The sequence below is a fragment of the Pseudomonas sp. V98_8 genome, assembly GCF_029967975.1.
Taxonomy (GTDB): Bacteria; Pseudomonadota; Gammaproteobacteria; order Pseudomonadales; family Pseudomonadaceae; genus Aquipseudomonas; species Aquipseudomonas umsongensis.
In genome coordinates this window covers 93663-109555 of sequence record NZ_JASCAE010000041.1, presented here as the reverse complement: position 1 = coordinate 109555, position 15893 = coordinate 93663, and the positions used below count along the sequence as shown (strand labels likewise).

15 protein-coding genes are annotated in these 15893 nt (G+C 61.6%); 10 read left to right on the top strand and 5 right to left on the bottom strand.

Annotation, left to right across the window (positions count from 1 at the left end):
• The first annotated feature begins 8 nt into the window (after positions 1–8).
• From QLG10_RS12230 to QLG10_RS12210, 5 genes are all read left to right on the top strand, one after another.
• The gene (locus QLG10_RS12230; RefSeq protein ID WP_177411642.1) at positions 9–1013 is read left to right on the top strand and encodes an iron ABC transporter permease; all 1005 of its coding nucleotides are present in this window, start codon (positions 9–11) and stop codon (positions 1011–1013) included.
• Complete coding sequence (locus tag QLG10_RS12225; protein WP_282487410.1) at positions 1010–1801, top strand: ABC transporter ATP-binding protein; 792 nt, start codon at positions 1010–1012, stop codon at positions 1799–1801. The genes QLG10_RS12230 and QLG10_RS12225 overlap by 4 nt, the downstream gene beginning before the upstream one ends.
• Positions 1802–1822: 21 nt before the next feature.
• Positions 1823–3157: an OprD family porin gene (locus QLG10_RS12220; protein ID WP_282487409.1), complete on the top strand. Its 1335-nt coding sequence runs from the start codon at positions 1823–1825 to the stop codon at positions 3155–3157.
• A gap of 62 nt (positions 3158–3219) precedes the next feature.
• Positions 3220–3615, top strand: coding sequence for a hypothetical protein (locus tag QLG10_RS12215; protein ID WP_188263998.1), 396 nt, complete (start codon positions 3220–3222; stop codon positions 3613–3615).
• A gap of 31 nt (positions 3616–3646) precedes the next feature.
• A complete protein-coding gene (locus QLG10_RS12210) occupies positions 3647–4042 on the top strand; it encodes a GFA family protein (RefSeq protein WP_188263999.1) in 396 nt (131 codons plus the stop codon).
• Between the two features lie 48 nt (positions 4043–4090).
• Here QLG10_RS12210 and QLG10_RS12205 read toward each other — a convergent pair whose 3' ends face one another.
• Complete coding sequence (locus tag QLG10_RS12205; RefSeq protein WP_282487408.1) at positions 4091–4549, bottom strand: helix-turn-helix domain-containing protein; 459 nt, start codon at positions 4547–4549, stop codon at positions 4091–4093.
• Between the two features lie 98 nt (positions 4550–4647).
• Between QLG10_RS12205 and QLG10_RS12200 the strand changes: the two genes are divergently transcribed.
• Together QLG10_RS12200 and QLG10_RS12195 are read left to right on the top strand one after the other, a co-directional pair.
• A complete protein-coding gene (locus QLG10_RS12200; RefSeq protein WP_282487407.1) occupies positions 4648–5904 on the top strand; it encodes an MFS transporter in 1257 nt (418 codons plus the stop codon).
• A gap of 117 nt (positions 5905–6021) precedes the next feature.
• Entirely contained in the window at positions 6022–6531 is a 510-nt protein-coding gene (locus QLG10_RS12195) for a DUF417 family protein (protein WP_282487406.1), read from the top strand.
• Between the two features lie 45 nt (positions 6532–6576).
• Here the strand turns inward: QLG10_RS12195 and QLG10_RS12190 are convergent, their stop codons facing one another.
• Positions 6577–7422: an AraC family transcriptional regulator gene (locus tag QLG10_RS12190; protein ID WP_282487405.1), complete on the bottom strand. Its 846-nt coding sequence runs from the start codon at positions 7420–7422 to the stop codon at positions 6577–6579.
• Between the two features lie 263 nt (positions 7423–7685).
• Between QLG10_RS12190 and QLG10_RS12185 the strand changes: the two genes are divergently transcribed.
• From QLG10_RS12185 to QLG10_RS12175, 3 genes are read left to right on the top strand one after another with little or no spacing between them, the layout of a single operon-like run.
• Positions 7686–9488, top strand: coding sequence for an acyl-CoA dehydrogenase (locus tag QLG10_RS12185; RefSeq protein ID WP_282487404.1), 1803 nt, complete (start codon positions 7686–7688; stop codon positions 9486–9488).
• 41 nt (positions 9489–9529) lie between these two features.
• A complete protein-coding gene (locus QLG10_RS12180) occupies positions 9530–11641 on the top strand; it encodes a 3-hydroxyacyl-CoA dehydrogenase NAD-binding domain-containing protein (RefSeq protein WP_282487403.1) in 2112 nt (703 codons plus the stop codon).
• 53 nt (positions 11642–11694) lie between these two features.
• Positions 11695–12471, top strand: coding sequence for an SDR family NAD(P)-dependent oxidoreductase (locus QLG10_RS12175; protein ID WP_110751361.1), 777 nt, complete (start codon positions 11695–11697; stop codon positions 12469–12471).
• Positions 12472–12637: 166 nt separating this feature from the next.
• Here the strand turns inward: QLG10_RS12175 and QLG10_RS12170 are convergent, their stop codons facing one another.
• The 3 genes from QLG10_RS12170 to QLG10_RS12160 all read right to left on the bottom strand — a co-directional run bounded on the left by QLG10_RS12170 (position 12638) and on the right by QLG10_RS12160 (position 15873).
• Positions 12638–14314 carry an ABC transporter ATP-binding protein gene (locus QLG10_RS12170; RefSeq protein ID WP_282487427.1) on the bottom strand — a complete coding sequence of 559 codons (1677 nt, stop codon included), beginning with the start codon at positions 14312–14314 and terminating at the stop codon, positions 12638–12640.
• A 109-nt stretch (positions 14315–14423) separates the two neighbouring features.
• Complete coding sequence (locus QLG10_RS12165; protein WP_110751357.1) at positions 14424–15626, bottom strand: aminotransferase class I/II-fold pyridoxal phosphate-dependent enzyme; 1203 nt, start codon at positions 15624–15626, stop codon at positions 14424–14426.
• Positions 15613–15873, bottom strand: coding sequence for a phosphopantetheine-binding protein (locus QLG10_RS12160; RefSeq protein WP_110751355.1), 261 nt, complete (start codon positions 15871–15873; stop codon positions 15613–15615). Before QLG10_RS12160 ends, QLG10_RS12165 begins: the two co-directional genes overlap by 14 nt.
• Positions 15874–15893: the final 20 nt, after the last annotated feature.

Below are 15893 nucleotides of genomic sequence, written 5' to 3'. Positions count from 1 at the left end.
CTGCGGCGCTGATTCGCACGCTGCTAGCACTGGTGATGCTGCTCGTGGCCGTGATCGCCGGCGTGGCCATCGGTGAAACCCGCATCGAACCCGGCGTGGTGTTCCAGGTGTTGGCCAACAAACTGTGGATGGCCGGGTATGCCCTCGATCCTATCGATGAGGGCATCGTCTGGAACTACCGCCTGACCCGCGCGTTGGTGGCGGCGGCTTGCGGGGCGGGCCTGGCGACCTGCGGGGTGATCCTGCAATCGCTGCTGCGCAACCCGTTGGCCGATCCCTACCTGCTTGGCATTTCCGCGGGGGCCTCGACGGGCGCGGTGCTGGTGGCGTTGCTGGGCCTGGGTGCCGGAGCGATTTCGATGTCGGCCGGGGCGTTTGCCGGCGCCGTCGCCGCCTTCTCCGTCGTGGTGTTGCTGGGCCGTGCCAGCGGTTCGCCCGGCAATACAGGCCAGATCATCCTGGCGGGCATTGCCGGTTCGCAACTGTTCAATGCGCTCACCGCGTTCCTGATCACCAAGTCGGCCAGTTCCGAACAGGCTCGCGGCATCATGTTCTGGCTACTGGGCAATCTCAGTGGCGTGCGCTGGCCCTCCGTGTGGCTGGCTGTACCGGTTGCGGTGGCCGGCCTCGCGGTTTGCCTGTGGCACCGGCGGGCACTGGATGCCTTCACCTTCGGCGCGGACTCCGCGGCCTCACTCGGCATCGCGGTACGTCCCGTGCAATTTCTGTTGATCAGTTGCGCCGCCCTGGTGACGGCGGTGATGGTGTCGATTGTCGGCTCTATCGGTTTCGTTGGACTGGTCATTCCCCACGCCGCCAGGCTGTTGCTGGGCACTCGGCATACCCGCCTGTTGCCGGCGAGTGCGCTGGGCGGTGCGGTGTTTCTGGTGGCCGCCGATGTGCTGTCGCGGACCTTGATCAAGGGCCAGGTGATTCCGGTCGGCGTGATTACCGCATTGGTCGGCGCGCCGGTGTTCGCGCTGATCCTGGTCGGTCGGAGGAATGCCCGATGAATGCGCTTGCGCCGGTTACCGACGAAACCGTGCTGAGTTGTTCCAGCCTCGAATTGCATATCCGCGAAGTTGAACTATTGCACCAGATTCACCTGGACATTCGTCGTGGCGAAACCCTGGGCCTTGTCGGGCCCAACGGCTCTGGAAAATCCACCCTGCTCAAACTGCTGGCCGGCGTGCGTGCGCCCAGCCGGGGAGCGGTCCATCTCAACGGCCAAGACCTCAAGGCCCTGTCCCGGCGAACCATCGCCCAAACCCTGGCGGTGGTTGAGCAGCAGGCCGACACCCTGGATGCGATCAGTGTGTTCGATGCCGTGGCCCTGGGCCGAACGCCGTGGTTGTCGGCCTTGACTCCATGGTCGAAGGCGGACGAAGACATCGTCCATCAAGCCTTGCGCGACGTCGATGCGACGCATCTTTGCAGGCGCACGTGGCGTAGCCTCTCTGGCGGCGAGCGTCAGCGCGTGCATATCGCTCGCGCCCTGGCCCAGCGCCCGCAGATCCTGTTGCTGGACGAACCGACCAACCACCTGGATATCCAGCACCAGCTGGCGATTCTGCACGTTGTTCACGCATTGCCCGTGACCACCGTGATTGCCCTGCACGACCTCAACCAGGCACTCACTTGCGATCGTCTGGCGGTGCTGGAAAAAGGGCGCATGGTGGCCCTTGGCAAGCCGCTCGAGGTGTTGACCCCGCGACGCCTGCTGGAGACTTTCGGGGTGCACGCGCACTACCTCATTGACCCCTTCGACGGCGCGCACATCCTGCGCTTGCGCTCATCCTGATTCGTTTGTGGACACCCCGGAATGCATACCCGATCGGCCATTCTCTTCGCCTTGGCAAGCCCTCTTACACTCGCCGATTCAGCTCAATCGCAAGCCAATGGATTTATCCAGGACAGCGCCTGGAGCGTGCTCAATCGCACGGTTTACGACCATCGCGAGTACCTCAATGGCGCCCGCAATGGCGCTGCGCGTAATGCCTACAAACCGCGTGACGAGCGTAATGGCTACGCCGAAGAATGGGCCTACGGGCTGATGGCGACGGTGCAATCGGGCTTCACCCAGGGCTTGATCGGGGTGGGCATGGATGCCCATGCCTACCTCGGGGCACAACTCGACAGCGGCGGTGGCCGCGCAGGAAAAGCGCGATTGCTCGGTCTCGACAACCAGGGACATCCCAAGGATGCGTTCAGCCGCGGCGGTGCGGCACTCAAACTGCGCCGGTCATCGACCGTGCTGAGCTATGGCGAGCAGCGCGTGAAAACGCCGGTGTTCAGTTCGTCCGATAGCCGCCTGCTCCCGGAGACCGCCACCGGGGTGTTTCTCACCAGCAGCGAGTTGGAGGCGCTGACGCTGGTAGCAGGACATTTCAGCGAAAGTACCGATCGCAACGCCAGCAGCCATGACCAGGGCTTTGTGGTCAACTACTCCAACGCCGGGAAAGGCGATGCCTTCGATCTCGCGGGCGTGGTCTTCACACCGGCAAAGAAGCTGACCGTCAGCGCCTATACATCGCGCTATGAGGACACCTGGAACCAGCATTACCTGGGTGGCACCTTCATCCAGCCGCTGGATGAAACCCGCGCGTTGTCGATCAACCTGAACCTGTACCGCACCACGGATGAGGGCAAGTCGCTGTCCGGCAGGATCGACAGCACGACCTGGAGCCTGATGTCCACGTACACCCAAGGCCCCCATGGCTTCAGCCTCGGCTACCAGAAGGTGGACGCCAACACACCGTTTGACTACGTCACCCGTGGCGCTATCTTCATCAGCAACGCCGTCCAGCTGTCGGACTTCAACGCTCCCCATGAACGGTCCTGGCAAGCCCGCTACGATCTCGATGCCAGCCCCTGGGGGTTACCGGGCCTGACCATGAGCGCCGTCTATGTGCGCGGAAGCCGGATCGATGGAAGCCATGTCGACCCGCAAGGCGGCTACGCCTACCTGGGTTATGGCGAAGGTGGCAAACATTGGGAACGTGACCTGCAGGTGCGCCATGTGGTGCAAGGTGGCGCGGCAAAAGGCACCACCCTGTCGTTACAATACAATGTGCATCGGGGCAATACCGCACAGGCAGAACTGGACACGGATCAGGTACGCCTGGCTGTGGAGTATCCGCTGACGGGAAGGTTTTGACGCTTGGCGCTCAATACTCCAACGCTAAGATAGACCCTCTCCACTACAAGGAAGCAACATTCATGGAAAGCCCCTTTTCTCAAGTCACCGAACGCTTGAACAATCGCCGATTCACGGTAGCAGGCAATACCCACGGACTGTCCGGTGCAGGCACGGTGTTTCACTACCAGGTCGAGGGAGATGCCATTTCAAGTACCTACCAGGGCGGCAAGATCCGCATCGGCCATCAAGTCGGCCGCGTGACGGGCGCCGATACCATCGAGCTGCTTTTTCATTGCCTGACTACGGAGGGTGAGATTCTGTCCGGCTGGTCTCGTGGCACGGTAGGCGTTGATCACGAGGGGCGGACCACCCTGTCATTCGTATGGGGTTGGTTGTCGGGTGCGACTGGAGGTGGGGAGTCGAGCTACGTCGAGCTTGTCGCTTGGCAAACGCCGTCAGACTGTAAAAAGCCGTGATCTTCACACAGTGCCCAAACCGGAGGATGAAATGAAAGGAAGCTGCGCTTGTGGGGCTGTAGGCTATGAGATCGACAGCATTGATATGCCCATCAGCCATTGTCACTGTAATACCTGCCGCAAGACCCATGCCGCTGCTTATGTCTCCACAGCTGGCGTGTTGAAAGAGCATTTCAGGTGGACACGAGGCCTGGACGCGTTGAGGCCTTTCGAATCATCTCCCGGGAAGATCCGACACTTCTGCTCGCACTGCGGATCGCACCTTGCGGCAGAGCGTAACGGCTCAAGCGCGATGATCGTGCGCGTGGCGACGTTGGACGAGGATCCTGGTTCCAGGCCGGAGTATCACATCTGGACGGAGCAGGACGTAGCGTGGCTGAATGGAGAGGGCCTGCCAGGGTACTCACAATGGCAGCCTGGGCGATGATGGAAAGTTTGCCTGGCCCTCACCACTTCTGGAATGACAACAGTCGATTCACGACTCGCCATCAACCAGTCTCACCCTGTGGCAATCAGCGGGCCCCAGCGTCTGCCCGCTCGCTGAGCGCACCTCAATCGACATCAACGGCTGGCCGGACGCGTTGTCCAACAGCACAGAACGGGTCTCCTGCGGCTCGAACAGGAATCGTTCGCCCCACTGCCTCATGCAGACCACCAACGGAAAGATCTCCCGTCCTTTCTCTGTCAGCACGTACTCCTTGTAGGCGCTGCCATCCGACGCCGGTCGGATGTCGAATATCCCGATCTCGACCAGGGTCTTCAGTCGCGAAGCCAGAATATTCTTGGCCACGCCCAGGCTCTTCTGAAATTCGCTGAACCGGCGAATGTCGTCAAAGGCATCGCGGATGATCATGAGCGACCAGCGATCGCCAATGGAATCCAGTGTTCTTGCGACCGGGCATTCGTTGCCTTGTGGCGTAGCGTCGTCGAGCATTTTTTACTCCCGGGAATGCGGTTGCAATTTGAAACCTGTCATGCCAACAATAGATTCAGGTTTTAATTTGCAACCAGTTTAACGCCACGGAGGCGCACATGACAGCAGATACCGATTCAGCGGCCCAATGCCTGGTCAGGCGGCCTGGGCAAATCGGCGAATGCACCGGGTTCAAACACTCTCCAGGGCTTTCACCATCGCTGACGTTATTGTTTTCCATCACCTGCGCACTTGCAGTCGGCAACGTTTACTTCGCGCAACCGTTACTCGATTCCATGGCCCAGAGTCTGGGCGTGGACTCATCAATGATCGGGATTGTGGTGACGGCCACCCAGGTGGGTTACGCGCTGGGGCTGCTGTTCATCGTCCCGCTGGGGGATCTGGTCAATCGCAAGCGGCTGATTCTGGCGCAAGTGCTGCTGTCGGTGGTGGCGCTGGCGGCGGTCGGTGCTGCACAGCAATGGCTGCCCCTGTTGAGTGCCATGATCGTGATGGGCCTGCTGGCCGTGGTCGTACAGGTACTTGTGGCATACGCCGCCGCGCTGGCAACGCCCTCGCAACGTGGGCAAGCCGTCGGGACGGTAACCAGCGGGATTGTCCTGGGTATTCTTCTGGCGCGGTTTACCTCTGGCGTGATTGCGGACATCGCGGGTTGGCGCGCCGTGTACTTTTTGTCTTCAGGACTGATGCTCACGCTCGCGGCGGTGCTGTGGAAAAGCGTGCCCGTAACGGCGGTGCCAAGGCATCAAGACAGCTACCTCACGCTCATCCGTTCGCTGTTCACCCTGTTCATTACCGAGCCCACGTTACGCACCAGGGGCCTGTTGGCGATGCTGATCTTTGCCGCTTTTTCCGTGTTGTGGACGTCCATGGTGCTGCCCTTGAGCGCCCCGCCGCTATCGCTGTCACACACGGCTATCGGCCTGTTTGGCCTGGCGGGCGTCGCCGGTGCCCTGGCCGCCAGAAGAGCCGGTCGCTGGGCCGATAAAGGCCTGGGGCAACGAGTGACCGGCATTTCGCTAGGGCTCCTGACGATGTCCTGGTTGCCCATCGCTTTCGCCCAGACGTCCCTGGTCGCGCTGGTCTGCGGCGTCGTGCTGCTCGACTTTGCGGTGCAGGCAGTACACGTCAGCAACCAGAGCATCATCTTCGCCGCACGACCCGACGCGCACAGTCGCATGGTCGGCGCCTACATGTGCTTCTACTCGGTCGGCAGCGCGCTGGGAGCCGCCGCAGCGACCCAGGTTTATGCGCTTTGGGGCTGGATGGCCGTTAGCCTGTTGGGCGCCTCGATCAGTACTGCTGCTCTGGTCTTGTGGTTTTTCTCGTTGCCAAGTCAAGACGATCTGCACTGAACGCAATACGTTCTGACGCCACGAGAAGGGGATCAAAGGCAACACTGTCCGCACTCCCAACGCACACCGCGGCGGGTTGTTGATTAGTGTTCCTCACCACTCCTGGAAGCCTTGATCATGAAAACCTTAAGCATCGACAACAGCAGCACCCACAACGTGCAGAACCCTTCCACGCTCGGGATCAAAACCATGGCGCTTGGCACCTACGGTGCCTACTTTGCACTCACCGTCATTTACTTCTGGTTTGGCGGGATGAAGTTCACCCACTACGAAGCCGTCGGGCTGGTTCCGTTGGTGAGCAATAGCCCTCTGCTGGGTTGGGTCTACGACATTTTCAGTGTCGATACGTTCTCCAGCCTGCTCGGTATCCTGGAGGTCTCGATCGGGGTCCTGATTGTAGGTCGCTTGCTGTCACCCAAGCTTTCATTGATCGGCGCAGCCCTGTCTGCCGGTCTGTTCTTCACCACCTTGAGCTTCATGCTCTCAACCCCCGGCGTGATTGAACCCGGCCTCGGTTTTCCAGGCATTTCGGTGGCGCCGGGGCAGTTTCTGCTCAAGGACATCGGCTTGCTTGCCGCCTCGATATTTATCGCCGGCCACTCCCTGACCGAACTGCAAAGCCGTTGAACCGATGATCGACCCTGCGCGATGGCCTGAAGCAGTTCGATGCTTTCAGGCCATTGCCCCATCATCTTCTCCCGCCACGTCTTTCACCCAGTCACGCGGGCTGCAGCCCGTCTTGCGTCGAAACGCACGTGCCAGTGCCGAAGGGCTTTCATAGCCGACCTCAGCGGCGATCAGCGTAATCGACCGCCCTTCACGCAGGCGTTTCTGCGCCAGGCTGATACGCCAACTCAACAGATATTCGGCAGGTGTCTGCCCGATGACGTCGCGAAAATGCACCGCGTAGGCCGCGCGCGACATATTCGACTCGCTCGCCAGTTGCGCAATTGACCAGGCACGCTCAGGTGCGTTGTGAATTTGCACGAGGGAGCGCGCCAACCGCGGATCGGCCAGGCCGGCCATCATTCCGGTGCGCAATTGTTGGTGATCAAGCAAATGCCGAAACAACAGGATGATCAGCAGTTCAAATAAACGCTCCAGAGCTGCCTCCCTGCCACAATGCGCGCTCGCTGCCTCGCCGAACATCCATTTCAGCGTATCGGCCAGCATGGGCAGTTCATCCAGGGACAACACCAGGCGATCGGGTAGCGAAGCCGCCAACGGATTATCGATTCCGCCCTCGAACTCCATGGAGGCACACAACAGTTGAGCGCCCTCGGACTCATTGGCAAACAACTGATGCCGGCTGGGGCGTGGCATGAAAATCAGGCTGGGCCGGATCAGCAGCATGTCCTTGCGATCAGCGCCCAGCAACGTGACGCTGCCCGCCTGCAGCAGATGAATATAACCACGCCCTTGCGCACCATCGTAGGACGCCAGGCCGCATAACCTGCCGTTGTAAAACAGATTTGCGCGTACGCCGAACTGCGAAAACAAGGTAGACAGGCGATCCATGGACGATCTCTTGGCCAGGCATAGACGCTCAGATCATAGCATCGGCGGTGGGTGCTTCGACGCAAGCCCCGTGCGTGGAACCGTCAAGGTTCTCTCTTCGCGCCTGTTGCGGGCGAGGACACTGTTTCCATCACCTGACCACGTCCGGGCCTCCCCCAAAGGAGGGGGATAAAAGCCCGGCACATCACACTATTGTGGACGCCTGTAACGGGCCGAGAATTGCTTCCATGGCCCACACTCGACACTGTTTGACGAGAGATGCCATGACTGACCTGCTGCTCAACGAACGCGAACTGCGCTTCCAGCTTTACGAGCTGCTCGATACCGAAGCGTTGTTGCAACGCCCGCGCTATGCCGAGCACGACCGCGGCGTGTTCGACGCTTCTCTCGCCACCGCCCGCCAGATCGCCGCTGAGCTGTTCGCCCCGCACAATCAAAAGGGCGACGCCAGCGAACCGAGCTTCGATGGCGAGCGGGTTCACATGATCGCCGAAACCAAAGTCGCCTGGGACGCCTTTGCCCAGGCCGGGTTCCTGGCCGCTCACCACGACTTTGCCGATGGCGGCCTGCAATTGCCGGAAGTGATCCTGCGAGCTTGCATGGCCTACTTCAACGCAGCGAATATTTCCACGGTCGCCTATTCCTTCCTGAGCATCGGCGCGACCAATCTGCTCAGAGCCTTCGCCAGTCCACCGTTGCTTGAACGCTTCCTGGCGCCCATGCTCGACGGTCGCTTCAGCGGCACGATGGCCCTCACCGAACCCGGCCAGGGCTCGGCGCTGGGCGATCTGCGCACCCTGGCACGCCCGGCTGAAAACGGCACTTACCGAATCTTCGGCCAGAAGATGTTCATCTCCGGTGGCGACCACGAACTGACCGAGAACATCGTGCACATGGTGTTGGCCCGTATCGAAGGCGCGCCCGCCGGGACCAAGGGCATTTCGCTGTTCCTGGTGCCCAAGTTCCTGGTCAATGCCGATGGCAGCGTCGGTGCGCGCAACGACGTGGCCCTGGCCGGCCTGCTGCACAAGATGGGCTATCGCAACACCACGTCCACGGTGCTCAGCTTCGGTGAGCACGACGGCGCCGTGGGCTACCTGGTCGGTGAGGAACATCAGGGCCTGAGCTACATGTTCCAGATGATGAACGAGGCCCGCATCGGTGTCGGCCTCGGGGCCGCCAGCCTCGCCTACCAGAGCTACATTCACGCCCTGGACTACGCCCGCCAGCGGCCACAGGGCCGCTTGCCCGGGAACAAGAACCCGGCGGCACCCCAGGTGCGCATCGTCGAGCACGCCGATGTGCGCCGGATGCTGCTGCAACAGAAGGTCTACGCCGAGGGCAGCCTGGCGCTGTGCTTGTATGCCAGCAGCCTGGTGGAAGATGCCCACACCGCGACCACTGCGCTGGCGCGCAACAATGCCGGCGAATTGCTCGACCTGCTGACGCCGGTGGTCAAGACCTACCCTTCGCGCTACGGCCTGCTCGCGTCCGAGATTGGCGTCCAGGTGCTTGGCGGCGCCGGTTATACCCGCGAATACCCGCTGGAACAGTACTACCGCGACAATCGCCTGAACCCGATTCATGAAGGCACCGAAGGCATCCAGGCCATCGACCTGCTGGGTCGGAAACTGGGGCCGCGCGGAGGTGACGGCTATCGACTGTTCACCGCCGAAGTGCTTGCCACCCTGCTCACCGCCAACAGCGACCCACATTGTGCGCCGCTCGCGGCACTGCTGGCCGATGCCTTGCGCGTACTCGAGCAAGTCACCGCCAGCCTGCAAGCGCAGGTGACGGCCGATGCCAACCTTGGCATGGCCAATGCCACGCCCTATCTGGACCTGTTTGGACGCGTGGTGGTCGGCTGGATCTGGTTGCGCCAGGCCCTGCTGGCCAGCCGCGCCCTGGGTTCGGGCGCCGGCGACAGCGACGCCGATTTCTATCAAGGCAAGTTGCAGGCTGCGCATTACTACATGACCTGGGAACTGGCGTCGCTGGAGTCCCAGGGGCGGCTGCTCACTGAAGCCAACCATGTCGCCTACTACATGCAGGACCGCTGGTTCTAAAGCCCCTCCCCTGTGATAACAATAAATTTCGGGAAATCAACATGAGCAACCTGGTCACCTACCACGTCGAAGACAATCTCGCCCTGATCGGCCTGGCATCAAAGCCGGTCAACGCACTGGGGCAACCCCTGCGTGCGGCCATTCTCGACGCCTGTGAGCGCGCCGCCAGCGATCCTGCCGTCTCGGCGATCATCGTGCACGGTGCAAACGGCTTGTTCTGCGCCGGTGCCGATATCAGCGAATTCGGCCTTCCCGGGTCTTTCGCCGCCCCTTCGCTGCCCGACTTGCTGTTGCGTCTGACCCAAATCGACAAACCTCTGATTGCCAGCATCGATCGCTTCGCCCTCGGTGGCGGGCTGGAGCTGGCGCTGGCCTGCGGTTATCGCATCAGCGCTGCCGACAGCCGTCTCGGCTTGCCGGAAATCAACCTGGGCCTATTGCCCGGTGCGGGTGGGACCCAGCGTTTACCGCGACTGATCGGCGCCGAACCGGCACTGGAAATGATGATCTCCGGCCAGCCTGTCAGCGCAGGCAGGGCCCTTGAGCTCGGCTTGATCGACCGCTTGCCCGGGGATGGCGAATGCCTGCTCGATGGCGCACGTCACTTCGCCCGGGAGTTGATCCGCGAAGGCGCACCGGCGCGCCCCGCAGAACGTCACGCCAACCCGGCCGCGGCCCTGCCCGATGGGTATTTCACAGACTATCGGGCCAGCCACGAACCGCGCTGGAAAAACCGCCTGGCGCCCCGACTGGTGCTGGCGGCCGTCGAATCGGCCTGCGTGCTGCCGTTGCAGGCCGGGCTGCAGCGCGAAGTCGCCCTGTTCAAGGAAGCCGAAGCCTCGACGCAATCCCAGGCCTTGCGCCATGTGTTTTTCGCCGAGCGCGAGGCCGGCAAAGTGGCCGGTGTCACCGCTAACACAGCCTTGCGTCCGGTCGCCCGGGTCGCGGTGATCGGCGCCGGGACCATGGGCGGTGGCATCGCCATGAACTTCGCCAACGTGGGCATCCCCGTCACGCTGCTGGAGCTCAAACCCGAGGCGCTGGAGCGTGGGCTTGGACAAATCCGCAGCAGCTATGAGATCAGCCGGCAACGCGGCAAGCTGACCCAGGAACAGCTCGACCAGCGCATGGCCTTGCTCACCGGCACCCTTGACTATGCCGACATTGCCGAGTGCGACCTGGTGATCGAGGCGGTGTTCGAAAGCCTGCCGATCAAGCAGCAGGTGTTCCGCACCCTGGATGAGGTGTGCAAGCCAGGCGCGATTCTGGCCAGCAACACCTCCACCCTCGATGTCGACCAGATCGCCGCGGTTACCCGCCGCCCGCAAGACGTCATCGGCCTGCATTTTTTCAGTCCGGCCAATGTGATGCGCCTGCTCGAAGTGGTCCGCGGCAAACTCACCGCGCCCGAGGTGCTGGCGACCACACTGAAACTGGGCAAGACGATTGGGAAAATCCCGGTAGTGTCCGGCGTGTGCTTCGGCTTCATCGGCAATCGTATGCTCGAACCCTACTCCCGCGAAGCCCATCGCCTGGTATTGGAGGGCGCTACGCCAGCGCAGATCGACCAGGTGCTGACTGATCTGGGCCTGGCCATGGGGGTGATGGCGATGCACGATCTGGCCGGGATCGACGTCAGTTTCCTGGTGCGCGAGTCGCGTCGTGAAGCGATTGCCCATGATCCGAGCTATTGCCGCCTGGCTGACGAACTGAACGCCCTCGGCCGCTTCGGCCAGAAGACCCGGCGCGGTGCGTATATCTATGAGGGTCGCGAGCGCAAGGAGGACTTCGAGGTCATCACCCTGGCCGAACGCATCGCCGGCGAACTGGACATCCGCCGCCGGCCGATCGCCACGCAGGAGATTCATGACCGCTGCCTGTTCATGCTGATCAACGAGGGCATTCAACTGCTCGACGAAGGCATTGCCGAGCGCAGTGGCGATATCGACCTGGTGTGGATCAACGGTTACGGCTTCCCGGCGTGGCTCGGCGGGCCGATGCACTATGCCGAGCAGATCGGCCTGGACAAGGTGCTGGACGGTATCCGCCATTACCGCAAGGCCCTCGGCGAATACGGCGAGATGTGGTTCCACCCTGCCCCGTTGCTGGAACGCCTGGTGGCTGCCGGCAAGACCCGCATCGAACGAATCTGAGTACCGATCGGCCGCCATGGGCGGCCGATCCACTCCCCGACAGGAACAATGCGATGAATGACAACCCCGGTTTTTCCCTGATTGGCAAGACGGTACTGGTCACCGGTGCCTCCAGCGGCATTGGCGCACATCTGGCGCGCGTGGCCAGCGGTGCGGGTGCGCGCGTAGTGCTGGGCGCCCGGCGCGCGGAGCGCTTGCAGCAACTGGCGGAGGAAATTCGCCAGACTGGCGGTGAGGCTATGGCCGTGGCCTTGGACGTTACCGATCGCGACAGCGTCGAAGCAGCGTTTGACGCCGCCCAAGCTGCTTTCGGTGTGGTGGATGTAGTGCTCAACAATGCCGGCATCGGCAACGGCCAGCGCGTGCTGGAGATCAGCGAGGCCGATTGGCGGGCGATGCTGTCGACCAACCTCGACGGCGTCTGGCGCGTTGCCCAGTGTGCGGCGCAACGCCTCGCAAAGGCACAGCGACCTGGCAGCATCGTCAACATCGCCTCGATGCTCGGGCTGCGCGTAGGCACTGGCTACAGCCACTACTGCGCGGCGAAGGCTGGCGTGGTGCAACTGAGCAAATCCCTGGCGCTGGAACTGGCGCGCTACCAGATCCGCGTGAATGCCATTGCGCCGGGTTACTTCAAGACCGAAATGAACGATGAGTATTTCGACAGCGAAAAGGGCCAGGCGTATATACGCGACACCGTGCCGATGCGGCGACTGGGAAGCCTGCAGGAACTGGAAGGCCCGTTTCTCCTGCTCGCGAGCGAGGCCGGCGCCTTCATGACAGGCGCGGTCCTGGCAGTGGACGGCGGCCATCTGGTCGGCAGCCTGTAAACGCAAACTCCCGCGAATGAACGGATATCTCTGTAGGAGCGAGCATGCTCCGGGCGGCGTTCCGACGATGGAGGTCAACGATGACGCGAGGAGCCTGACACGCCGCGGTGCTCTCTGGTTTTTCGCGAGCATGCTCGCTCCTACAGACCGTACCCCTGCGCTTTTCTCAGGCTTTCGCCTCGTCAGCCCGAGTGCCATCAGGACCGACGGCATGGTGCGTGGCCAGTACCTTGCCGTCTCGGACCTCGAGAATCTGATCCGCAATGCGGATCACGGCTGGCCTGTGCGACACTGCGATGACAGTGATACCAGGCGTGAGGTTCTTCAGCACCTGGCATATTTCCGCCTCCGACTCCGGATCGAGGGCGCTGGTAGCTTCGTCCAGGATCAGCAGCCTGGGGCGATGGGCCAGGGCACGCGCGATGACGATACGCTGCCTTTGCCCACCCGAGAGTTTGGCACCGCGCTCGCCGACGATCGATTGCAGTCCGCCAGGGCATTCCTGCACAAACTGCCATGCACCGGCTTGACGCAGCGCGCGCTCTGCGTCGGCGGCGTTCAAGGCCCTGTCTCCCAAAGTGACGTTCGCCAGGATGCTATCGTGCAACAGTAGGGTTTCCTGGGTGACGTAGCCGATCATTCGGCGCCAGGCCTTCCTGTCCAGGGCGTGCAAGTCACAGTCGTCGACCCTGATACGTCCGGACTGTGGCGCGAGGAGCGCACAGATCAGGTCGAGCACAGTGGTCTTGCCGGAGCCGGAAGGACCGATCATGGTGGTGAATGAACCGACCGGGAAATTCATCGACACGTTGTCAAGAACCTGCCGCCCGCCGTAGCCAAAACTGATATTTTCAAAAGCGATATGCCGCTGCAAGGAAGGCGTGCAAGTCCCTCCGACAGGCTCGGCATCGGCAATAGCGTTGTCGATCGACTCGTTGATGGCCCAATAGGCGCTCTCTTGCGCGGCCATCCGGTGATAGCGCTGCTGTGCCTTGTGCAGCAACCCCAGCATGCGCACTACCACGAAGATCAACACCATCACCGAAGACAGCGGCATGCCGCCGATGACCAGCCCCGCGTAGAGGCCCGCCGCGGCAAGGATCGCCAGCATGGGCTCCTGCAAGGCCCGCAGCGTTTCGCGGCTCATCACTTCGCGCTCCAATGCAGTATTGAGCTCGCCGGCGTGACGACGCAGCAAGGAGTCGGCGATGTCATCGCGTGCCATGGCTTTGAGCGGTTTCACCGAGCCAAGGGTGTCCGTCAGGTGCACCAGCAACTCGCGCATCAGGCGGGTCTGGCTTTTCCCGACACGCCGCGATGTCTTGACCAGACCTCGCACGGCAGCCAGCAGGACGAAGCCGATCACCAGTGACAGGATCGCGGCCTGCCACGAGACAAAAAGCGCGATCAGTGCATAGGCCGCCGCCTGGATACCCAGCGCCAGCATATTGGCCGCATGCTCATAGGCCGTTGAAGCCCGGAAGGCTTCGGTTGCCACGGCATTGGCCAGTGCTCCGGAAGGTTGGCGCAGGTAATATTCCCAGCGGCTACCCAGCAATGCCTTGATGAGGCTCACACGCAAGTCGGTTGCCACATGCGCCACGGTATAGCCCACTTGACGGTTGCCCAACAGTATCAGCAGGTTGCTCAGCGTCATGCCCACGACAATGACCACCAGCATGTTCGCGATCGTCGGCTGCAGGCCAATCGAGTTCATCGCCCCGAAGACGTAGACCGCCAGCTTCGAATGGGGCTGGTCTTCAAGCATGGCCGATATCAAGGGCAGCATCGTGCTCAAACTGACGCTTTCAACCACCCCTGCCAGCAGCAGACTCAGGAGCATCAGCACGGTGCGGGCCGGATAGGAGCGGCCAAAGGCAAAAATAATCCGCATGACTGTGGTTCGCTATGACGTGGGTGTAGATCAGCTCACCAACATCCTGGGACACTGATCAAGCGTTTCCTGCGACAGGCCCCATCGGGCCACGCAAAGAAGCGAAGGCCTCGATGATATGGTCTATTTGTCCAGCTGTATGCGCCGCACTGACGCTGCATCGCACCAGGGTGACCGCGCCGGGTGTCGCCGGCGGAAGGACCAGATTGACATACACGCCCTTCTCCATCAGCGCCCGCCAGACCGCAAGGCCTTCGTGAGGCGATTTCAACATGACGGCAATCACCGGGCTGACTTGTGGTCCCAGTTGGTAACCGGAATCGGCCAAGCCCTGATAAAGACGCCGTGCGTTCGACCATAGCTGACTGCGCAGTTGCGGGCGTCTTTTTATGGCCATCAGCGCCGATCTTACCGAGGCAATCGCAGAAGGAGATGGCGAAGCGGTAAAAATATAAGGCCTGCTGGCGTAGCGCAGCAGGTCCATTTGCGCGTCGTGGCAGGCGGCAAATCCGCCTACCGCGCCCAAACTCTTGCTGAACGTGCCTAACAGGATGTCCACCTCCGAGTCTACGCCCAACTCCTCGGCCAAGCCCCGGCCGTGAGTTCCCAGGACGCCAAAGGAATGAGCCTCGTCGACCAGCAGGTAACCTCCGAGGCGGCGCTTGACGTCGACTATTTCCCGCAGTGGCGCCTGGTCACCCAACATGCTGTAGATTCCCTCCACCAGGATGATCGCTTCTCGGGCACGCTCACCGAGCCGAACCATGCGCCGCTCCAGGTCAGCGGCATCGTTATGGCGAAACCGGATGACTTCCGCACCTCCCAGCTTGCAAGCGTCGTAGATGCTCGCGTGGCAGTCGGCGTCAAGCAACACTACCTCGCGCGCCCCTGCCAACGTCCCGATGACAGCCAGGTTGGCGACATAGCCTGTGGAGAACACAATGACGGAACGCCGCCCCAGGAAATCGACCAGTTCCTCTTCCAGCGCGCTATGCCCGGCGTAACTGCCGTTGGCCATGCGAGAGCCAGTGGTGCCGGTACCTTCAAGCTCCAGCGAGCGCTGCGCCGCCTTGATGCTGGCGGGGTCGAAGGTGAGCCCAAGATAGTTGTTGGTGCCGGCAAGAATGACCCGCTTACCCTGGATCATGCCCTCGGTTGGGGAATACATCTCATCGATGCGAATTCCAAAGGGATGGATCTGCGAGTCGCAGAGACTGGCGCGCTCGGCTGCCAGCTTGCCGAACTTGTCAAACAGTCCCATATTTACGCTCCGTCAGGGTAAGAATGGCCTCGGCCAACTGCTCGGGGGTGCGCACCTTCACCAGAACATTGAGCTCGATCGAGATGTCGTACTCGTCCTCCAGTACCATCAGCATGTCCATCACTCTTATAGACTCAATCCCCAGGTCCTGGATCAGGTCGGTATCCGGTTTTATCAGCGCTTCATCAGGTGCAAGTTCCTTGATGAGCTCTATCACCTTTTCGAGTATCGCTTCTTTTGAGATCAACGTGGCTCTCCTTGAGTTCA